Source organism: Bombilactobacillus thymidiniphilus (genome assembly GCF_023380245.1).
Lineage (GTDB): Bacteria > Bacillota > Bacilli > Lactobacillales > Lactobacillaceae > Bombilactobacillus > Bombilactobacillus thymidiniphilus.
On sequence record NZ_CP093365.1, the window covers coordinates 1,377,095 to 1,397,520 of the forward strand.

Here is a 20,426-nt window from a genome sequence, read left to right on the forward strand (position 1 = left end):
AATAATTGAGCTTACGTTATCAGTGGCATTTATTACCTAAGACAGATAAACAAAAAGAAGCCCAGTTAGTAAAAGATACTGGACTTCCTTTATTTTTGGTTAAACTGTTATTAAATCGAGGAATCAATAACTCCGCTGCGATCCAAAGTTTTTTACAACCATCTACGCAACAGATTTCTGATCCGTTTTTAATGCATGATATGAATTTAGCAGTGGAAAGAATTAGTAATGCAATCATGAATAGTGAAAAAATGGTTATTTATGGTGACTATGATGCTGATGGTATTACTAGTACAGCGATTTTAAAAGAAGCTATTGAGACTTTGGGTGGTCAGGTTGACATTTTTATTCCCGATCGATTTAAAGATGGTTACGGTCCTAACCTAAAACGTTATCAAAAATTTGTGGCACAAGGTTATCATTTAATTATTACGGTGGATAACGGAATCACTGGGTTATCAGAAGTTACGTATGCCCAAGAGCATGGTGTAGACGTGATTGTAAGTGATCATCATACGATTCCGGACCAGTTGCCACCAGCATATGCGATTGTTCATCCACAATTTAAGCAAGAAATTCCTTATCCTTGTCCTTATTTATCAGGGGCAGGAGTAGCTTTTAAAATTGCTAGCGCTTTGTTGGAAGAAATTCCTTATGACTTGCTGGATTTAGCAGCGATTGGTACAGTAAGCGATGTCATGGAATTAGTCGGTGAAAATCGTGCTTTAGTGGCTTTAGGTTTACAGCAAATTAAACAACAAGAACGTCTTGGCTTGGTTGAGTTATGTAAAGTAGCGCATGTGCAAATGCAAGATTTCAACGAAGAAGATATCGGGTTTCAAATTGCTCCACGACTAAATGCGTTAGGGCGTTTAGCCAATGCCACCACTGGTGTAGAGTTGTTAACGACCTTAGATAGCGATCGTGCTCATCAATTGGCACAAGAAATCAATCAATTGAATGAAAAGCGCAAGCATTTAGGGCAAGAAGTGTTTGAATTAGCTTGGCAACAAGCGCAAGAACAAATTGCAGCAGGTGATAAAATTTTAGTGGTGGCTGGCGATAATTGGCATCAAGGAATTTTGGGCATTGTAGCTGGTAAAATTTTGCAACGTAGCGGTTGTCCATGTCTGGTTTTAAGTATTAATAATTCTGGGCAAGCGGTTGGATCTGGTCGTAGTAGTGCTAATTTTGACTTATATCAAGCATTAATGCAATTTAGAGCGATGTACCAAAAATTTGGTGGACATGCGCAGGCTTGTGGCATGACTTTAGCAGCACTAGACGTTGATAACTTGCGTCAGCAATTAAATCAATTACCACAAGTGCGTGATTTAGATACACAGTTACAAGCTAGTGAGCAATACGAATTAGAATTAAGATTATCAGGTCTAACTTTAAAGTTATATAAACAAATTCAGCGTCTGGCCCCTTTTGGTAATGGAAATCCAGTGCCGGTGATTAAAGTGACAGATTTTGATCAGTGCATGGTGGATTATTTAGGTAAAAAAAATCAAGATCATCTCAAAATAAGTTTGCAACAGCAGAGTAAAAAAATTGATTGTATGGGCTTTGGAATGGGGGAATATCAGCCTACTATACAACAAAATGGCTTACAAGCAGTTTATGGTACTTTGATGACCAATAATTGGCGTAATCAGTCATATTTGCAGTTAAAGGTTGATGACTTACAGCTACAAGCCGAAGTTCAACTGGCACGTGCCAAAAATATTCAGTTTGTGGATTTGCGGCAGAAACCCAAGTTTTCTGTCCCCAAGGATTTACCAAGTTTTGTTTTCTTCCAAGCTGCTAATCAGCAAAAATTTATGGCACAGCACGGACAATGTGCTACTTATTTATCTGATGAAGTACCTAATTTATCCAAATTAGTCGTGACGGATATGCCGACACACATGGCGCAATTTGATGATTTAATAATAAAGTTGACAAACGTTGAGCAACTAAGTTTTATTTTTCATGATCCAAATCAAACTTGGATTTCGATTTCTAAAGATAATTGGCACCAAACTTTGAAATATTTGTTTTCGCATAAAAACTTGCAAGTTACTGATTTGCCTGTTGTGGCACGTTATTTACAATTATCGACTGTACAAATAAAAGTCATAATTAGAGTGTTTTCTGAATTAAATTTTGTTACAATAGTAGATGGTTTTTTGAAATGGCCGCAGCAATTACCCGCGCATCAATTAGACGAATCAGTTACTTACTGCCGTCTGCAAGAACGTCAAAAGATCCAATCGTTATTAGTGGAATCTGATTTTTCACAACTGATTGATTATGTATTGCAATTAAGACATTAATTTTAGGAGATAATATGGATTTTAAAGATTATGTGGCAAATGTTCCTAATTTTCCTGAGCCGGGAATTTTGTTTCGTGACATCTCACCACTCATGTACAATGGCAAAGTTTATGCTGCTGCTACTAACAAGATTGCTGAATACGCGCAACAACGTGGAACTGAGATGATTGTTGGACCAGAGGCTCGCGGATTTATCGTTGGTTGTCCGGTAGCTTATAAGTTGGGGGTAGGTTTTGCTCCTGCTCGCAAAAAGGGTAAATTACCGCGTGAAACAGTTTCAGTGACTTATGATTTGGAATACGGTCAAGGCGAATTATTTATGCAAAAAGATGCTGTACGTCCCGGGCAAAAAGTTTTGGTTGTGGATGATTTAATGGCAACTGGCGGTACTTTGGCAGCGACAATTCAATTAGTAGAACAACTTGGTGGAATTGTTGTGGGTACAGCATTTTTGATTGAGTTAACTGAATTGCATGGTCGCGATAAAATAAGTGATTATGACATGTTTACTTTAATGCAGTATTAGGATAGAATATAGATGCTGCTTTTTTATGGAGAGTTGGCAGAGTGGTAATGCACCGGACTCGAAATCCGGCGAACCGATTCGATATCGGCGCGCAGGTTCAAATCCTGTACTCTCCTTTGGCAAGTTTTCAATCTATTCCAGTTAGTTCCATTATTTTCCAGAAGCCCTTTGAGTTCAACACTCATAGGGCTTCTTTTTTAATTCTTTTTTTGTTAGTCTTTCCATTTTGTTACAATCTGTTACGAATTTTTGTTACCAGAAATGTTACCAAACCTACTAAAATTTGTTACCACGGTCAAAAAAACGCTAGATATAGAATTAAATTTGTTACCAATCCAATTATTCGGCGTTTTGTTGGTCAAAGGAATTAATTGCTTCAATAATTTTTTTATCTGAATTGTCAGTTGCATGTTCGTAAATATTCATAGTCACACTAACATCTGAATGCCCTAGGCGCTTTTGGACGTCTTTAGCTGTAATATATGGGTTCTTGTCGTAGAGTAATGTAGCATGCGTGTGCCGGAAGCCGTGGACGGTTATTATTGGTAACTTTGCTAGTTTAGCAATTTTGATTAACCATTTTCTTGGTTGTTTCATCAAGAATAATGCTTCTAACAGATGCTACACTTTTAGGGCTAGTAATTTGTTCTACATAGTTTAAACCAGAAGATATAGTTTTATTGATCCTAAGGTTTGAGTCATGAAAATTGATATCTCCCCAAGTCAGTGCCAAAATTTCGCCTTTACGCAACCCCGAGTAGGCTAGCAATCTAAAAAATGTATAAATTTGAAACGGCATAAATATACGTGCAGTTTTTAAAAACTGTTCTAATTGTTTTTTGTTATAAAAATTATGGTTATTTTTTTGATCGCGTAACTCTTTAATGTGTTTGGTGGTTTTTGGAACATCTACATTATCCATAGGGCTATTTTTGATGTAGTTAAGTCGCACAGCGTCTTTAAAAACATGGTTTGCATAATTGTATATAAACTTGTATTTAACCATTTTCTCAGCCCAAAAATCGACTGCAGTTTGGCATTCCTGAACCGTGATGTCATTGACGTATTTATCACCAAAGCGGGGTAAAATGTGCAACTTAAAAATTGTCATTGTTTTATTTAGCGTACTCTCTTTTACTGTATTAGCATAACGTTTCAGCCATTTGTTATACAATTCTTCATATTTAATTTTTTTTATATCAGCATCAACGTCTCCGTTAATAATTTGCTGTTTTAAATTATAAAAAGCTATTTCGGCATCTTCATAGCTCGAAAATCCACGCTTATGCAGAACTTTATTTTTATTAGCGCGTATCGAGAACTCGTATTTTTCTCCACCAGATGCTAATTTATATTTTTTGATCGCTTTGATTTTTTTGGCATGCTATTTCCTTTTTAGAACATACGTTCTTTTTTATTTAAAAATAAAACCCAAATTTAATTGGGTGATTTAATTGGGTGATTTAATTGGGTGAATGATGCGATATTTAATTTGTCAATTGTATTTTATCAACTTCTATCAATGTGATTGGTTTATTAAAATAATTTTCACTAATTCCACTATTAATTTGTGAATCATTCACTTTACTTTTTCCGTTCAATGGTCCTTGAATTGATACAATATCGCCTAATTTTACTCTTTGACTCAATTTATCTGTGACAGCTAAAAAATATTGATCACTATTTTGTGTGGGTGTCAATAGCAAATGATATTGTTTCATTTTATCCGCACCTATATCTTTAACATAAAAATTTGTAAGAGTTACAGCTTGTCCTAAAAGATCTTCACTAGAATATTGAGACATATTATTCACATCAAAACTATTAGTTATGTCAGGATATTCAGAATTTGAATTTATCGTGTTTTGATTTTTTTGGGTATCTGTATTATTTGAATTGTAATCACCTAGAGATGCATAATATTTTGCTTGTTTAGCATTTACCGTTAGCGTTACTGGCTTATTATTATTTTTAGCCCACTTAACCATTTTGGTAGAAAAATCATCATTTTCCCAAGATTTGTTGTAATTGCTTACTGCGATAACTAATACTTTAGCTTTAGAACCTAATGTTTGATCTTCTGTTGAATCTAGTGTATCTACTTGTACTTCAAACTTATGATGCTTAACTTTAGCCCAAGATGCCCCTTTTATTGACTCGCCTACATTAGCGGTTGAATTTGCATCGTTAGTGGTCGAAGTTGCATCATTATAATTTGATAAAACTAAAATTTTGGAATTGTCAGGAGCATTTGTTGTGCCTTTTAGATTCCAATTATTATCAACCACTGAACTGCTTGTTATTTTTGCTTTATAAGATTTAACTGGTTTTGAATTTGTGTTACTGCATCCAATCAGCAAACCTAAAGAAAGAAATCCAATTGCGACTATACCTAGTTTTGTATTCAAAATAACTTCCTCCAAAAAATTCAGTTTTTATAGTCATCAGGTTTTGGACTAATTATTAATCAAGCTTTCTTTTTATCTGTAATAAGTCGCGTCTCTCGAATCATCCATTGATGAATCAACAGATTGTCCAAAGTTATCTATTTTTTTGGAAAAATTGTTATAACTGCCAGATGGATTAACTACTGTATTGCGAAAATTTCTCACCTTTGTTCTTTTTTATTTAAAAATAAAACCCAAATTTAATTGGGTGGATGATACTAGTTATTATTCAAATTAAAATCCAAAGGTACTTTGAGAGTACCTAAATCAGTATTACTTTGTCTATCGCTAGCTTGAAATAATAAAGGCTTATCTACATTTGATAATTTATAGCATTCAACAGCTTGCATTGATTTTTGGGGCTTTATTTGAGTTAAACTGCTATCTTCGGATAAAGTTTTGTATTCTTGACTGTTTTCATAATCGGTACCGGGACTTCCAAGATCAAGGTGACTGTAAGAATCTCCATTATCTTGCACTAATTTTGCTGCATCTAAAAACAATTCATAAGGAGCTTGTGGTTCATCTGATAAATTTGTTGCAGTGTAGTAAATTAATATATTTTTGTTTCCTTCGTCATCGTTTACAATTTTAGTTTTTGTAAAGTCGATTTTTTCTGTACTAGTTAAAATTTCCATATTCTTTTTATCAATATGTGGTTGCTTTTCTCTGGCTTCTTTCATTGTTGCATCAAGATTTTTAACAGAATTGTCAAATTTATCATATCTATGCGACTTTTTGCTTATTTTTAATGATTCTCTCGCTTTAAATTCCTTGTTTATCCAGCTTGATTCCTCATTAACAAAATTGTTAAAATGGTCACTTTCAATATCTTTTGCAAATTTGTTAGATGCTTGAGCCATAGCAACTAATTTTTGGGACTGGTTTTTATTAATTGAATTGTCTTTAACGTGTTTGATCATTTTGTCGTTAAACTTAATAATTTTGGAAGCCTGTGGCTTCATCAAATTTTGATCAGCTTGAATACTATCAGAATATTTGTCAAACAAAACAGCAGTCATATCCATTTCTTTGAACAGATAGTTGGTTAATTCTGGCTTGCTAACTTGGGTATCTTGGCTACTATTGCTACAACCAAACAGTAGCAATGTACTAAAAAATCCGATTGACGTGATTTTTAATTTTGTATTCACAATAACTTCCCCCAAAAAATTCAGCTTTTATAGTCATCAGGTTTTGGACTAATTATTAATCAAGCTTTCTTTTTATCTGTAATAAGTCGCGTCTCTCAAATCATCCATTGATGAATCAACAGATTGTCCAAAGTTATCTATTTTTTTGGAAAAACTGTTATAACTGCCAGATGGATTAACTACTGTATTGCGAAAATTTCTCACCTTTTTAAATGAGGAATTATAAATTTCAAAATTATACTTTCCGGTATTATTTTTTTGAAGTTTTGTTCGTTCGGCAGATAGTTGCTCAAATTGCTTATCTATTTTTTTGAAATCTGAAGAATAGGTAGATTCAATATCGTCTATGCTATCTGCAGGATCATAATCATCACCAGATGATAAGTAAATATCATCGTTCCATGAGTTTGTTTCCTCATCACTGATTGATTTAAGTTTGTCGGACAATTGATAATATTTTAAATTGTATTGAATCCTTTTCTCAACAAACACATTATTTTTATGATTGTAATCCACATAAATACCAACGAAAATAACTAGCAAAATGGCTGTGACTATAGCAGAAATGCTACTGCCTATTTTTCCAACACTGCTACTTGTTTTTTTGCTTCTTTTAAAACCAACTAACCATACAATCGCGAAGCCTATTAAAACGATAAATGCTAGTGCTGCAAGGATTCCCGATATTACCATTGCTATTCTCATCTTAATTCCCCCAAAAAATTCAGCTTTTATAGTCGTCGGATTTTGGACTGATTATTAATTGAATTTTCTTTTTATTTCCACCAGCTTTCCGGCTATTTCTATGTTAATATCAGAACTTTGCGAAAAAATGCGCGGTGGATATTCCGGGTTGGACGCTGTAAGTACGATTGAATCGTTATTTTTTGTAACGTGTTTTAACGTTCCCTCCTCACCATCGACGATAACAGCACATATATCACCGTTGTTAAAAAAACTTGTTTGCTTTATTAGAGCTAAATCACCCTCATAAATACCATCACCAATCATTGATTTTCCACTAACTTTTAGCCAATAATAGTTAAAAGTTCTGTCAATATCAGACGGTGTTACAGAGGCATATCCATCAAAATCCAATTGAGCTATACCATTTGGCCCGGCTTTAATACTTCCAACAATCGGTATTGCCACAAGACTGTCAAAATCTAAATACGTCTTTTCATCTGGAATATATCCAGCAATTTTAAGTATTTCATTTTCAGATATTCTTAGCCCTTTTGCGAACCTTGTTAGGGTTTCTCGTTTTGGTATGTTTCTTTCGCCGTTTTCCACTAGAGACCAGTAGGACGGGGAGATAGCCCCCAAACCGTTAAAGGCTGATTGTTGGGAAGCTTGTCTTAAAGAGAACCCTTTGTCCTTACGTATTTGTTTTAATTTTATTCCAAATTCTTTTGCGCTTATATTTTTATCCATTTTGACCAGCCTTTACGCCCAGTATATCAGCAACCGGTAATTTATTTAACTTTTTGTTTAACTTTTTTGTAAAAAATGTTTACAAAAGTTAAACATGATGCTATAGTATATTTATCAGCTAGAAAGGAGGATATAAATTGGGAATGGTTGTAAAAAGTACTGCTGACATAAAAAAAAGATTAGCAGAAAATGGATTTGTTCAGAAAGATTTAGCAAAAAGAGTTGATATAACTAGTCCATATCTATCTTCTATCGTTAACAAAAAAAGGGGAGTAGGTATAGGAACGGCTGTTAGAATATCCTATGCTTTAAATGCTGATTTACTTGATATTTTTTTACCACTTATTTTTATAGAAATTTGCTGCTTGAATAATAGGCGATCAATTTCCAAGTTTATACGTCACAATAGTGCCAGTTACGTAAAGTTTAATCTTCTTGTCTCGGAGTATTCATGGCCACTTGTAATTTAAGCAACGACTTTAGCATGTAGACCAAAAATAACAGCAATCATAATTGCTAATTCGTAATCGGTACATAATGTGCCTTGTCTGAATGACCAAAGTTTGTCATCCACTGGCGGCCAAGCTCGACCGGTTCGTTTAATGAAAAATTTTTTAGTAATCGCTAGTTGTTTTGGATCCGGCCAAATATACATTAGCCACTCAAAAGGTGTTATTTTTTGTTTATCCAGCACAGTGAAAGTTTGAATGCGCTGTTGTACCATATCCGGCAATTGACTGTTGGGACACAATAATTGATGGTCGCTAGTCATTTGCCAATTAGTAACTGATTGCCATAAGCGTTGCTGTTCGGCGGATTGCGGTTTAAAATCAGGTCCTCTTTGTTGTAGAAAGTAATCAATGACTGCCACCATGACCATTTGTTCATAAAGTTGTTGCTCAGAACTACTTTTGAACTGCCGAATAACTGGATCAATTGGCAACCAAGGGTGTTGACACTTCTTTTCAAAACTCTTTTGGATATCATTAATTTGTTCTTGTTCAGGAAAGATATATGTCATCAATGTGAACGGTTGTAAGTTAAATTTAGTGAAATATTGCTTTCTCGCTTGTAAGACATCAGGAAATCCTTGAGTAGGTGTCTGAATATGCCCTGCTTCATCTAAGAACCAGCCGTAGATTGCCTTGTGTAGTTGTGTTGAATTCATTAAAAAATCTCCCTACTTTTAATAGTCTTTAACTACTGAAGATTTTATAATTTTTGAACATATTTGCCAAATTTTTTCTGGTAATTTGACTTAATTTTAATGTAGAAACAACACTTCCAACTTAGTGTTAGAATAAAAAGGTATCTAATTACTGAAGTGAGGTTTTATCAATGCAACAAAGAGTTCCTTGGTCAACGAAACTGGCGATTCTATCAGCTGGTTTGTTATCTTTCGTGGGTATTTTAGTCGAAACTTCAATGAATGTCACTTTCCCGAATTTGATGAGAGAATTTCATGTTAATTTAGCAACCATCCAATGGGTAACGACAGGATATTTACTATTAGTAACGTTAGTTATGAGTACAACTTCTTATTTGATTAAACGTTTTACTGCGCGAAAATTATTTATTACAGCAACATTGATGTGCTTGATTGGCACCTTGGTTTGTGCCAGTGCACATAATTTTGTGTTACTAATGATCGGTCGCTTACTAGAAGCAGTGGCTACTGGTTTATCAACACCGACTTTATTTCATATTATTATGTCCAAAGTTCCGACAAATAAAATGGGAACTTACACGGGCTTTGCAACAATGGTGACCTCTTTTGCACCTGCTTTAGGACCAACTTATGGCGGGATTGTGAATAACTACGTTTCTTGGCGGTGGATTTTTATCGGAGTATTGCCGTTGATCGTGCTGATTATGATTACGGGTGGTTTAACAATTAATGTTAAAGTACAATCTATGCAACAAAAATTTGATTGGCTTGGTTTGCTGAGTTTAGCACCAACGCTGATTATTTTAGTTATGAGCTTTGATCAGGCAGGAGCACACGGTTTTTGGAGCTGGGAGTTTGGTTTGTTTTTAGTGATCACCTTGATTTGTGCAGGGTTGTTTAGTTGGCATTTAAAAGTTGGCAAAAATCAATTGCTTAATTTTAAAATTTTACAAAATCCTATTATTGCTAATCGGGCGGTTAACTTTTTTATTTTGCAATTTATGAATATTGGGATTTCGTTTGTGATTCCAATTTTATCTGAACAGGTTTTAGGCACTAATTCAATGGTTGCCGGCTTAATTTTGTTGCCTGGTTCTTTGTTAGGGGCACTGGTTGCACCAATTGCTGGTAATTTATATGATCATTATGACGCTTTTGTACCATTGTCAATTTCAAATTGTTCTTTGATTATTGGTAGTTTATTGTTTGCAATTTGGACGCATCAGTTAAATCTAATTTTAATTGTTTTCTTTTATTGTTTCATGCGTGGTGGCTTTAACTTAGGTTACGGCAATACAATGTCAGATGCTAGCAAATATGTAGACGTGATGACCAAGCCGGATGTTAATTCACTATTTAATACTTTGCAACAATATGCTGGATCTTTAGGGACCGGCATTTTGTCAGCAATTATTTCGACAAAACAATTAGTAGCGCCAACAGGACAGTTTAAACTCTTTACAACAAAAGGCTGTCAGTTAGATTTTTGGCTCTTAGTTTTGTTGTCGCTGATTGCGTTAATGACAACATTAATTAGTCAACATTACCGCAAAAAACAAGCATTTAATTAAAAAATAATCTAATTTTTAAAGTTAATTGGACTTTATAAATTAGATCATTTTTATTTGGTTTTATTGGGACAAACTTTGATATTAGGCCAAGTATCAGGATTAAGAACGTCGGCTGAATCACTATTTAACTCAGCTTCGTATAATTGCTTTTTACGTTCTAAAAATCGAATTCGATTTTGAGCATCTTTTAACTGTTGTTGAGCGTGTTGATATTGCACTTCTATTAATTGATAACGTTCAGGAATGGTCTTTTTGCCTTGCAAGCATAAATCTACATAGTGTTTAACATTTTCAATGCTCATACCAGTTAAGCGCAAGTTATGGCAACCTTGCAACCAATTCAGAGCACTTTGATCAAAAATTCGATGATTGTTTTTGTCACGTTGCACGCTTGGAACTAAGCCTTGATCAGTATAATAACGAATCGTGTGTTCGCTCATATTTAATTGTGTGGCAGCTTCTTTCACAGTCAACAAAATAAGAATCTCCCCTAAAAAATTAGTTTTAAAGCTCGACTTCGAGTAACCCGAAGGAACTAGACTAAGTATACATTGAGGATATATGGAGGTAAAGATAATGTCAGAAATAGCAACTATGACGTTAAATAACGGCGTCAAGATGCCCCAGGAGGGTTTTGGAGTTTTTCAAATTGATGATTTAGCAACTTGTAAACTAGCAGTTCAAGATGCTTTAGATGTTGGTTATCGTTTAATAGATACCGCACAAGGTTATTTTAATGAAGAAGCGGTGGGCGCAGGGATTGCAGCTAGTGCAGTTGATCGTCAAGATATCTTTTTAACAACGAAAGTGTGGATATCTAATTACGGTTATGAAAAAACTACAAAATCTATTGAAGAATCGTTGAAAAAATTACAGACGGATTACTTAGACTTGGTTTTAATCCACCAACCATTTAGTGATTATTATGGTGCTTATCAAGTTTTAGAAGATTTATATGATGAGGGTAAAATCCGAGCAATTGGCGTTTCAAACTTTTTACCGGATCGCTTTGTGGATTTAGCTGAATTTACGCGCATTACTCCAGCAGTTAATCAGTTAGAAACGCATGTTTTTTTCCAGCAGCAAGAAGATCGCAAATATCTGGATCAATATCAGACCCAAATAGAGTCTTGGGGACCCTTGGCGCAAGGAAAAAATGGTTTATTTACACAACCGGTACTAACACAGATCGGTGCTAAGCACGCTAAAACGGCATCCCAAGTGGCTTTACGTTATTTGACCCAACAAGGCGTGATAATTATTCCAAAATCTGTTCATAAAAAAAGAATGCAAGAAAATTTTGATATTTGGGATTTTACTCTAACAAATGATGAATTAGTACAAATTAAGCAGTTGGATACACATAAATCCGAAGTAATTGACTATCGTGATCCAGAAAGCGTCCGTTTGTTTGCAAATTACGTAAAATAGGATAAGAAAGTTTGGCTATTGCCAGACTTTTTTTATTTTGTACATAATGAATGTGACTAACTAATAGAATAGAGTAATTGGCGTGAGCGTAATTATGTTTTGCGGTTCAGTCTTACCTATAATCTAGGAAGTAGGGTTATTTCTTGTATTTTTATCAATGCATTAAGTTAGTGGTATACTTGTCGTCAAAACTTTGTGTGCATTTTCAGTTTCGAATAAAGTTAATTTTTTATGCTTAAAAATGCCACCCTTTAATTCTGGACAAAAATTGATCTAAATTACAGGTTTTTTTATAAATAAATCTATCAATTAAATATTTTAAAAAAGCTGATGAGCGAAGTATAATAATATTATCTGTTGAAAAGAGGTTATTTTATGGCAAAAGTAGAAAGCTTTACTTTAGATCATACTAAAGTAAAAGCACCATATGTGCGTTTGATTAGTGAGGAACAAGGTAAGAATGGTGATGTAATCAGCAATTATGATCTTAGATTAGTTCAGCCAAACGAAAATGCAATACCTACAGCGGGATTACACACAATTGAGCATTTATTAGCGGGATTATTGCGTGACCGCTTGGATGGCGTCATTGACTGTTCACCATTTGGTTGTAGAACCGGTTTCCATTTAATTACTTGGGGTCAACATTCCACAACCGAAATCGGCCAAGCTTTGAAGTCATCATTAAAGGCAATTGCTGATGACATAACTTGGGATGATGTTCAAGGAACTGATATTTATAGTTGTGGTAATTATCGTGATCACTCACTGTTTTCTGCTAAAGAATGGTGTCGCAACATTTTAGATGCTGGAATTAGTGACCATCCTTTTGAACGACACGTTATTTGAAATTTAAGGCAATAAAAATTCTATATAAAACAGATGTGAATGGTTAATAAATTTCGACTCACATATGCTTTAATAGAATTTTTACATACTAGTGATGTTAACAACCACTTTACCGATTATTCGCAGATTATTAACTTCGTTATAGTGATAGCTTAACGGCAAAAACTGGGCATCACTGGAATCTGGACTAAAGGTTACAGTCTGTTGTTTAACATTATTCATAAATCGTTTCACAGCCAAGTCGTTTTCATCTTGAAAGACCACAATATCACCATTATGCAAATCTGAAAAGTTATTAACTCGCAAAATAGCTATTAATGAACCATTTTCCAATACATTATTCATGGATTCACCGTTAACTCGTGTGAAAAAAATATTGGGGTTATCAGAATATTTACCTAAAATTTCTTTAGGCAATTGTAACCGCTTGGTGTCTTCTGTGGTAAAGGGATCGACCGACTCAGGGAAACCTGCAGAGATGCCAGTGGCAAAGTAATTGTATGACATCGTGGGCGTAATAGTTTTGACATCGGTATTGTATTGACAGATGTCAAATAAATCTTGCGGAGTAACTCCTAAAGCGCGGGCGTAGATTCGAATATCCATTTCTGTCAGTGAACGATTTTGATTTTCGTGATTAGAGATAGTATTCTGGTTGAACCCAGTTAATTTACTGAGATTGACCTGCTTGAGTCCCTTTTGAATTCGCAACTTACGAATCACGGGTCCGAGAATGTTTCTATTCATTTCATCACCTTCTGAGATGAATATATCACGTAAATAAATAAATTTCAACCTTTGTTAAAATCATATTGACAAAATACATCTCTACATGAGATATTATATATGAATAGGGGGCAATTTGAATTGGAAAACGTTGATAAAAGTATTTTGAAAAAAGAAATGCTACGTCCCAAAACTAATTTACGGCAAGAACGGCTAATTCGCGAATACAGTACCAGTTATATGGCTAAACTAATTGGTTTAAGCAATCGCCGTCAATATGAGCAAAAAGAACGAGGTCGAGCGCCATTTCACGATTATGAGATGATGATCATCTCGCAAAAATTTCTGATGTCAATCAACTATTTATTTTTTGACGATATGGAACCCTTAGATTCATAATAAACAAAAAAGTCTCACCTGACTAGTAAGATTTGTTAGCATGATTAATTGTATGGATTTTTCATCAAAAGTAATAAGACAAAATAAGCAAGTATAAAGATAACATGGAAACAGATGGTAGCTAAAACCCAAATTATCCTTAAGACATTAGCATTCCAATCGAAGTAATCAGCTAAACCGCCTAGAACACCACCAAAAACGCGATTAGTTGCTGAACGATAAATATTAATATGCATCTAACCACTCCTATTTTTTTACTAGTTTATCATTTTTATAACAAAAGAACATTTATTTTACTTAATTGTTGTATAATTAATATCCTTGGCAGGGGCACAATTGACGTCTAACTTTTAAATTAAAGTTAGGCGTTTTTATTCGGGATTATTGATGGCAAAACTACCAAATTGTCCATCAACCAATTGCGCCACAGTAATAGCATCAATTTCCACGGAATGACCTATTTTACCAGCAGAGACAATGATGTTTTGGTCAATAAGTGCTTGCTTATCAAAATAAATGGGATAATTGTGTTGCTCGCGAATACCAATTGGGCTATTAGCACCATGTTCAAATCCGGATGTAGCTTGCAAATTTTTAAGAGGTACCATAGCCACTTTTTTATTGCCAGAAATTTTGGCTAACATTTTATAACTTAAGTGTTTGCTTAGTGGCAAAACGCCAACTAATGGACCAGTATTATTACCTGTTAAAACCAATGTTTTGTAAACACGTTCTTTATCAATTTTGTTTTTTGTAAAGGGTGTGAAAGATTGATATGAGATGTTTTGCTTGTCCAGGATTTTTTCCACAAGTGTTTTAGCTAATTTTTTCTTTTTTGACATAATATAATGATATTCTCCTCTGCTACTCTTTATCTATAATATAATAGATTACATAATAATTTTTAATTGAGGTTATTGATGTTTAAAATCAACAGGAAAAAGAAAATTGATTTACATGAACAAGATTTTGCTAAAATAGCTGCGCGGGTCCGGCAAGATGATCAACAAATGCAATTAGTGCAAAAACGTTTTGCACCGTTAAGTAAGAACGGTAGCCAGAATAAAAATAAAAAGGAAAGATAATATTATGACAGAAAAACGTTGGAGTCAGCTACAAATTATTACGGCGCCCCAAAATTTTGAGATTATTACCAATGCTTTGATTATTCAAGAAATCAATGGCATTGAAAATCTACCACAAGATACTGGATTGGCTATTTATTTGCCGGAAAAAAGTTTAACAGCAGCTTGGTTTGACCAACTAACCCAACTTTTAACAGAGTGGGGATTATCTTCCAATCAATATAATTTTAAAGTTACCACTGATGTTGATATGCATTGGGGTTCTAGTTGGCAGCCTTACTATCAAGTAGTTCCTATAACACATTTTATGGCTATTGTTCCTTCTTGGCAACGCGACCAAGTTAAATCAAACTACGATATTTTGATTAATCCTGAGGAGTCGTTTGGCACAGGTGAACATCCGACTACTAAGTTGTGTTTGCAGGCGCTGGAACAAATTGTTGATCGGCAACAAAAAATGATTGATGTAGGTACAGGAACCGGTGTTTTGGCGATTGCGGGCTATAAATTAGGCATTCCTAAAATTTATGGTTACGACTTAGAAGAATCTGCAGTTCAAGTGGCTCGAGCTAATTTTGCTTTAAATAGTTCTAATACAACAGCTTTTGTCGTTCAGCAGAATTCCTTGTTAGATGGGATTGATCAAAAAGCTGATTTAATCGTCGCTAATATGTTAATTAAACCGATCAAGGCTTTAATTCCCCAATTGGCAACTCACTTAATAGCTAAAGGGCAAGTGATTATTTCTGGTATTTTGCCAACGCAAGTAGCACAAGTTAGTGCTTTACTTTTAAAACAACAAATTAAAGTGCAACAAACTACTTGTACTGCTGACTGGGCTTGTTTAATTGCCCAAAAAGAGGTGTAAATCAATGCAACAGCTTTTTGTTAAACAGTCTTTAGCTGATCAGCAGCAATTGACTTTACAAGATGAAACTTATCAGCATTTGATTAAGGTTTTGCACATGCGAGTTAATGATCACTTTCAGATAGTGGATGCTAATCAAATGACTTTTATAGCACAAATTATGCAAATTAATTCAACTAGTTTTACAGCCCAATTAACTGAGCAAGTCAGTTTAAGTACGGAATTACCAGTAAAAGTCAGCATTGCTTGTGCCTTATCCAAAAAGGATAAAATTGAAATGATTGCTCAAAAGGCGACAGAATTGGGTGTTAGTGAATTAATCTTTTTTGAATCGCGCTACTCTATTATGAAATGGAAAAAAGAGCAACAAGTCAAAAAAGTGGCGCGTTTACAGCAAATTGTAACCGCTGCTGCACAACAATCTAAGCGGTTATATGTTCCAAAAGTAAAATACTATAATAATTTTGCAGATTTATTAAATTATGAAGCCGATTATCGGCTGGTCGCTTATGAAGAATCAGCTAAAAACGGCGAAAGTGCCCAATTAAAGCAAGTTTTTCGTAAAATTCAACATCAACAATCAATTTTATGTTTATTCGGTCCAGAAGGTGGTTTTCATGTTGAAGAAATTGCCCAATTAGTGCAGAATAGCTATATTAAGTGTGCCCTAGGTCCACGAATTTTAAGAGCTGAAACAGCACCTTTGTACTTTTTGAGTGCGCTCTCTTACCAAATCGAATTAAATTAAGGAATATTAACTTTGAAAAATATTATTAAAACATGTTGGAATTCAAACTATTGTAAAATTATTTTAGCTACCTTATTTTCCACTCTGACTTTACCATTAATTTTCAATGCATTGTCAATCGCCACTATTTGGCGTGTGGGAATCTTATTTTTATTAGTCAATTTGATCGTATCAGCTATTTTTGGAACGTGGATTAAGCATACCAAACAACCTAAATGGACTTTCCTAATTTTACCATTATCCTTTTTGTTGTTAATTTTAGTGCGCTATCCGAAACATATCTACGTTTACTTATTTCTGCTTTTATATCTGTTAGTGGAATATTTAGCTTTCTTGTTAGCAGATAGCAAGAAATAACTAGCTAAACTTTTTAGGGAAGAGGGTGCGCATTATTTCTAAGGAGAAAGTTTATACAGCACAAGAAGTTTTTGATTTATGTGCAACTTATATGAACCAACGACACGTTGATTACATCAAAAAAGCGTATGAAATGGCAGCTTATGTTCAGCATGATCAAAAACGAGCTTCTGGAGAAGCTTATATTGTTCATCCGACACAAGTAGCAGCTATTTTAGCGCAACTAAAGATGGATCCAGATACTGTATCGGCGGGCTTTTTACATGACGTGGTGGAAGATACCAAGGTTACTTCGGCTGATGTACGAGAACTATTTGGTGATGATGTCGCTAATATTGTGGAAGGTGTTACTAAAATTTCCAAATACAAATACGACTCACATCAACAATTACTAGCTGCTAATCATCGTAAAATGTTATTAGCTACAGCTAAAGATATGCGCGTAATCATGGTTAAATTAGCTGATCGCTTGCATAATATGCGTACGTTGAATTTTTTGCGTCCAGAAAAACAGCGGCGAATTGCTAATGAAACTTTAGAAATTTATGCCCCATTAGCTGATCGTTTGGGGATTAGTACTATTAAGTGGGAGCTGGAAGACTTATCTTTACGTTATTTAAATCCTCAACAATATTATCGTATTGTACATTTAATGAATTCTAAACGCACTCAGCGTGAGACGTATGTCAAAAATGCGATTGCACAAGTACGTGAAAATATTGCTCAACTAAATTTGGATTATGACATTAGTGGACGTGCTAAGCATATTTATTCCATCTATAAGAAAATGCAAGATAAGCATAAAAAATTTGCTGAGCTTTATGATTTGATCGCTATTCGAATTATGGTGCGTTCAGTTCGGGATTGTTACAGCGTTTTGGGCAATATTCATGCCAAATGGAAGCCAATGCCCGGACGATTTAAAGATTATATTGCAGTGCCTAAAGTCAATGGATACCAATCTTTGCATACGACGGTCATTGGACCTCAGGGGCGCCCTCTAGAAGTGCAAATCCGTACTTATGAAATGCATGAAATTGCTGAATATGGGGTAGCAGCGCACTGGGCTTATAAAGAAGGACACCAAAGCAAAGTTAGTTTAGACAACAATGATCATCAAATTGATGTTTTCCGTGAAATTATGGAAATTCAGGAAGACTCAGTTAATGATGCTGATTTTATGCAAAGTGTTAAAGGCGATATTTTCAGTGATCGTGTCTATGTTTTCACTCCACGAGGCGAAGTATTTGAATTGCCAAAAGGTTCAGTACCATTAGATTTTGCTTATCAAATCCATACGGAAGTTGGCAACCACACTACGGGTGTGAAAGTCAATGGCAAAATGGTGCCACTGGATTATAAATTGCGTAATGGCGACATTGTTGAACTATTAACGCAATCTAATGCTACTCCAAGTCGTGATTGGGATAGTTTAGTTTATACTTCCCGGGCACGTAATAAGATTCGGCGCTATTTCAAAAGTGTCGATCGTAAGCATAACATTGAGACAGGACGAGCAAAATTAGAACGTGAATTATTAGATCGCAATTTGGCACCAAAACATTATTTGAATAAAAAAGTTCTGCAAATAGCTTTAGATCGCTATAATTTTACCACTGAAGATGAATTGATGGCAGCAGTCGGTTATGGAGAACTTTCACCCATTGGAATAGTCAATCGCTTGACCGATGCTGAGCGAAAAAAAACTGAGCAGCGGCAACAAATGGAACTGGAGCAACAAATAATGACGGAAAATACTTCGCCAACTGATAGTTCTGTAGAATTAGAGCAATCTAAAGAAACTGATGATCGTGAAATTCGGATTCAAGGTATCGATAATTTGCTTATTCATATGGGCAAATGTTGTACACCCATTCCGGGGGATCCAATTGTTGGATATATAACTAAAGGGCGTGGTGTTACCATTCATCGTAAAAATTGCCCTAACATTGATAATGAGGAAATTAGTCGCTTAATTGAAGCTAATTGGGGTAATGTGCACAATCATCAGTATATCGTGAAGTTAGAAATTTTTGGTTATAATCGCAATGGTCTTTTAACAGATGTTTTGCAACTGGTCAATAAGCATACTGACTTATTGTCAGGGGTCAATGGGCGTATTGATCAAGATCGGATGGCACATATTTCTTTGTCGGTGCGGGTACGTAATTTAAACCATTTGAAAGATATTATGACGAAAATAAATAATATTCCAGATGTTTATGATATCCAGCGTGTAATTAATTGAGGTTCTTATGAAAGTTTTATTGCAACGAGTTCAACAAGCACAAGTCATGATTGACGACAGCATATATTCGCAAATTGGTGTTGGTCTTTTGTTGTTTGTAGGTTTTGGTCAAAATGATGGTATTTCACAAATTGATTATTTAGTGCATAAAATAGTCAATAGTCGTATTTTTACTGATGATACAGGCAAGTTGAATAAATCTGTTCAAGACATTAACGGTGAGATTTTATCAGTTTCCCAATTTACACTATATGCTGATACGAAAAAGGGCAACCGTCCTAGTTTTACGAAAGCTCTAGCACCTGGTCGAGCAACTATTTTGTATGATGACTTTAATCAAAAATTAAAAAACACAGGCTTAAGGGTTCAAACCGGTATTTTTGGTGCCGATATGCAAATTGGGTTAGTCAATGATGGACCATTAACTTTAATGTTGGAGAGGTAGTTATCGCGTGGTTTTGAAAAATGCAATTTGGGATTATGATGGAACTTTAGCGGACACTTATGCTGGTATTTTAAAAAGCTTAATATCTACTTTAAATCACTTTGGACAAGTTAATCTGCAAGAAGAAGCTTTATATCGAGAAATTAAATTGTTTTCAGTGACGCAAGTTTTGCAACATTGTGCTAAAAAGCAACAGATTGATTTTTTACAGGTGCAAGATTTTTATCGTCGATTGGATCATCAGGCGCAAGAAAATGTGGTTCTATATCCGCAAGCAATCCAAGTTTTGCAAGCTGTTGTGTCAAGTGGGGGCAGTAATTATTTATTAACACATCGCGATGAGCAAGCCAAACAATTATTACAAAAACAAGGTATTGCGCCACTGTTTAAACGAGTAATTACTGCAGCTGATGAATTTGCTCGCAAACCAGATCCTGCGGCAATTAATTATTTAGTGTTGAAAGATAATTTGAATTTAGCACAAACGGCGATGATTGGTGATCGTTCCTTAGATATTTTGGCGGGGAAAAATGCCCAAGTCCAAACAATTTATTTTGATGTTGATCATTTGCATGACAGTGCACAAGCAGACTTTGTGGTCGAACAGTTAAAGCAAATTGAGTTGTTATTCAACAAATAAAAAACTTC

25 protein-coding genes and 1 tRNA gene are annotated in these 20,426 nt (G+C 34.8%); 15 read left to right on the top strand and 11 right to left on the bottom strand.

What is annotated here, in order from left to right; genetic code table 11:
* Nucleotides 1-5 precede the first annotated feature (5 nt).
* The 3 genes from recJ (at nt 6) to MOO47_RS07005 (ending at nt 2,964) form a co-directional block, all read left to right on the top strand.
* Entirely contained in the window at nt 6-2,321 is a 2,316-nt protein-coding gene (gene recJ, locus MOO47_RS06995) for a single-stranded-DNA-specific exonuclease RecJ (RefSeq protein ID WP_249512739.1), read from the top strand.
* Nucleotides 2,322-2,335: 14 nt separating this feature from the next.
* On the top strand, nt 2,336-2,848 hold the full coding sequence (locus tag MOO47_RS07000) for an adenine phosphoribosyltransferase (protein WP_249512740.1): 513 nt from the start codon (nt 2,336-2,338) through the stop codon (nt 2,846-2,848).
* A 27-nt stretch (nt 2,849-2,875) separates the two neighbouring features.
* Nucleotides 2,876-2,964 (top strand) — tRNA-Ser (locus MOO47_RS07005).
* Nucleotides 2,965-3,187: 223 nt separating this feature from the next.
* Here MOO47_RS07005 and MOO47_RS07670 read toward each other — a convergent pair.
* From MOO47_RS07670 to MOO47_RS07030, 6 genes are all read right to left on the bottom strand, one after another.
* On the bottom strand, nt 3,188-3,445 hold the full coding sequence (locus MOO47_RS07670; protein ID WP_260523903.1) for a tyrosine-type recombinase/integrase: 258 nt from the start codon (nt 3,443-3,445) through the stop codon (nt 3,188-3,190).
* Nucleotides 3,408-4,022, bottom strand: coding sequence for a site-specific integrase (locus MOO47_RS07010; RefSeq protein WP_260523904.1), 615 nt, complete (start codon nt 4,020-4,022; stop codon nt 3,408-3,410). The genes MOO47_RS07670 and MOO47_RS07010 overlap by 38 nt, the downstream gene beginning before the upstream one ends.
* 313 nt (nt 4,023-4,335) lie before the next feature.
* The gene (locus MOO47_RS07015) at nt 4,336-5,256 is read right to left on the bottom strand and encodes a hypothetical protein (protein WP_249512741.1); all 921 of its coding nucleotides are present in this window, start codon (nt 5,254-5,256) and stop codon (nt 4,336-4,338) included.
* 257 nt (nt 5,257-5,513) lie between these two features.
* Nucleotides 5,514-6,449: a DUF5067 domain-containing protein gene (locus tag MOO47_RS07020; RefSeq protein ID WP_249512742.1), complete on the bottom strand. Its 936-nt coding sequence runs from the start codon at nt 6,447-6,449 to the stop codon at nt 5,514-5,516.
* Nucleotides 6,450-6,521: 72 nt separating this feature from the next.
* Nucleotides 6,522-7,154, bottom strand: coding sequence for a DUF948 domain-containing protein (locus MOO47_RS07025; RefSeq protein WP_249512743.1), 633 nt, complete (start codon nt 7,152-7,154; stop codon nt 6,522-6,524).
* A 54-nt stretch (nt 7,155-7,208) separates the two neighbouring features.
* Nucleotides 7,209-7,883 carry a helix-turn-helix domain-containing protein gene (locus MOO47_RS07030; protein ID WP_249512744.1) on the bottom strand — a complete coding sequence of 225 codons (675 nt, stop codon included), beginning with the start codon at nt 7,881-7,883 and terminating at the stop codon, nt 7,209-7,211.
* Nucleotides 7,884-8,026: 143 nt separating this feature from the next.
* On the opposite strand from MOO47_RS07030, the gene MOO47_RS07035 reads away from it, so the two are divergent.
* Entirely contained in the window at nt 8,027-8,353 is a 327-nt protein-coding gene (locus MOO47_RS07035; RefSeq protein WP_249513564.1) for a helix-turn-helix transcriptional regulator, read from the top strand.
* On the opposite strand, the gene MOO47_RS07040 is transcribed toward MOO47_RS07035, so the two are convergent.
* Nucleotides 8,350-9,051 (bottom strand): hypothetical protein, encoded by a 702-nt coding sequence (locus MOO47_RS07040; RefSeq protein ID WP_249512745.1) that lies wholly within the window; start codon nt 9,049-9,051, stop codon nt 8,350-8,352. The genes MOO47_RS07035 and MOO47_RS07040 overlap by 4 nt on opposite strands.
* Nucleotides 9,052-9,221: 170 nt before the next feature.
* Between MOO47_RS07040 and MOO47_RS07045 the strand changes: the two genes are divergently transcribed.
* Nucleotides 9,222-10,622: an MFS transporter gene (locus tag MOO47_RS07045; RefSeq protein WP_249512746.1), complete on the top strand. Its 1,401-nt coding sequence runs from the start codon at nt 9,222-9,224 to the stop codon at nt 10,620-10,622.
* Nucleotides 10,623-10,672: 50 nt separating this feature from the next.
* On the opposite strand, the gene MOO47_RS07050 is transcribed toward MOO47_RS07045, so the two are convergent.
* Nucleotides 10,673-11,089, bottom strand: a complete 417-nt coding sequence (locus tag MOO47_RS07050) for a MerR family transcriptional regulator (RefSeq protein ID WP_249513565.1) — start codon at nt 11,087-11,089, stop codon at nt 10,673-10,675.
* Between the two features lie 118 nt (nt 11,090-11,207).
* Here MOO47_RS07050 and MOO47_RS07055 point away from each other — a divergent pair, with 118 nt between their 5' ends.
* Together MOO47_RS07055 and MOO47_RS07060 are read left to right on the top strand one after the other, a co-directional pair.
* On the top strand, nt 11,208-12,053 hold the full coding sequence (locus tag MOO47_RS07055; protein ID WP_249513566.1) for an aldo/keto reductase: 846 nt from the start codon (nt 11,208-11,210) through the stop codon (nt 12,051-12,053).
* Between the two features lie 375 nt (nt 12,054-12,428).
* Complete coding sequence (locus MOO47_RS07060) at nt 12,429-12,902, top strand: S-ribosylhomocysteine lyase (RefSeq protein WP_249512747.1); 474 nt, start codon at nt 12,429-12,431, stop codon at nt 12,900-12,902.
* 81 nt (nt 12,903-12,983) lie between these two features.
* Here MOO47_RS07060 and MOO47_RS07065 read toward each other — a convergent pair whose 3' ends face one another.
* Nucleotides 12,984-13,649: a helix-turn-helix domain-containing protein gene (locus MOO47_RS07065; RefSeq protein WP_249512748.1), complete on the bottom strand. Its 666-nt coding sequence runs from the start codon at nt 13,647-13,649 to the stop codon at nt 12,984-12,986.
* A 99-nt stretch (nt 13,650-13,748) separates the two neighbouring features.
* Between MOO47_RS07065 and MOO47_RS07070 the strand changes: the two genes are divergently transcribed.
* Nucleotides 13,749-14,027: an XRE family transcriptional regulator gene (locus MOO47_RS07070; RefSeq protein WP_249512749.1), complete on the top strand. Its 279-nt coding sequence runs from the start codon at nt 13,749-13,751 to the stop codon at nt 14,025-14,027.
* Between the two features lie 44 nt (nt 14,028-14,071).
* Here the strand turns inward: MOO47_RS07070 and MOO47_RS07075 are convergent, their stop codons facing one another.
* The gene (locus MOO47_RS07075) at nt 14,072-14,263 is read right to left on the bottom strand and encodes a PspC domain-containing protein (RefSeq protein WP_249512750.1); all 192 of its coding nucleotides are present in this window, start codon (nt 14,261-14,263) and stop codon (nt 14,072-14,074) included.
* Between the two features lie 135 nt (nt 14,264-14,398).
* Complete coding sequence (locus MOO47_RS07080) at nt 14,399-14,869, bottom strand: YbaK/EbsC family protein (protein ID WP_249512751.1); 471 nt, start codon at nt 14,867-14,869, stop codon at nt 14,399-14,401.
* 78 nt (nt 14,870-14,947) lie between these two features.
* Here MOO47_RS07080 and MOO47_RS07085 point away from each other — a divergent pair, with 78 nt between their 5' ends.
* From MOO47_RS07085 to MOO47_RS07115, 7 genes are all read left to right on the top strand, one after another.
* Nucleotides 14,948-15,112: a hypothetical protein gene (locus MOO47_RS07085; protein ID WP_249512752.1), complete on the top strand. Its 165-nt coding sequence runs from the start codon at nt 14,948-14,950 to the stop codon at nt 15,110-15,112.
* Nucleotides 15,113-15,116: 4 nt separating this feature from the next.
* Nucleotides 15,117-15,980 carry a 50S ribosomal protein L11 methyltransferase gene (locus tag MOO47_RS07090; RefSeq protein WP_249512753.1) on the top strand — a complete coding sequence of 288 codons (864 nt, stop codon included), beginning with the start codon at nt 15,117-15,119 and terminating at the stop codon, nt 15,978-15,980.
* Nucleotides 15,981-15,984: 4 nt separating this feature from the next.
* Nucleotides 15,985-16,728: a 16S rRNA (uracil(1498)-N(3))-methyltransferase gene (locus MOO47_RS07095; RefSeq protein ID WP_249512754.1), complete on the top strand. Its 744-nt coding sequence runs from the start codon at nt 15,985-15,987 to the stop codon at nt 16,726-16,728.
* Nucleotides 16,729-16,863: 135 nt separating this feature from the next.
* On the top strand, nt 16,864-17,085 hold the full coding sequence (locus MOO47_RS07100) for a hypothetical protein (RefSeq protein WP_249512755.1): 222 nt from the start codon (nt 16,864-16,866) through the stop codon (nt 17,083-17,085).
* Nucleotides 17,086-17,119: 34 nt separating this feature from the next.
* Nucleotides 17,120-19,333, top strand: coding sequence for a RelA/SpoT family protein (locus tag MOO47_RS07105; RefSeq protein ID WP_249513567.1), 2,214 nt, complete (start codon nt 17,120-17,122; stop codon nt 19,331-19,333).
* Nucleotides 19,334-19,340: 7 nt separating this feature from the next.
* A complete protein-coding gene (gene dtd, locus MOO47_RS07110; protein ID WP_249512756.1) occupies nt 19,341-19,778 on the top strand; it encodes a D-aminoacyl-tRNA deacylase in 438 nt (145 codons plus the stop codon).
* 7 nt (nt 19,779-19,785) lie between these two features.
* Nucleotides 19,786-20,418 (top strand): HAD-IA family hydrolase, encoded by a 633-nt coding sequence (locus MOO47_RS07115; protein WP_249512757.1) that lies wholly within the window; start codon nt 19,786-19,788, stop codon nt 20,416-20,418.
* Nucleotides 20,419-20,426 lie beyond the last annotated feature (8 nt).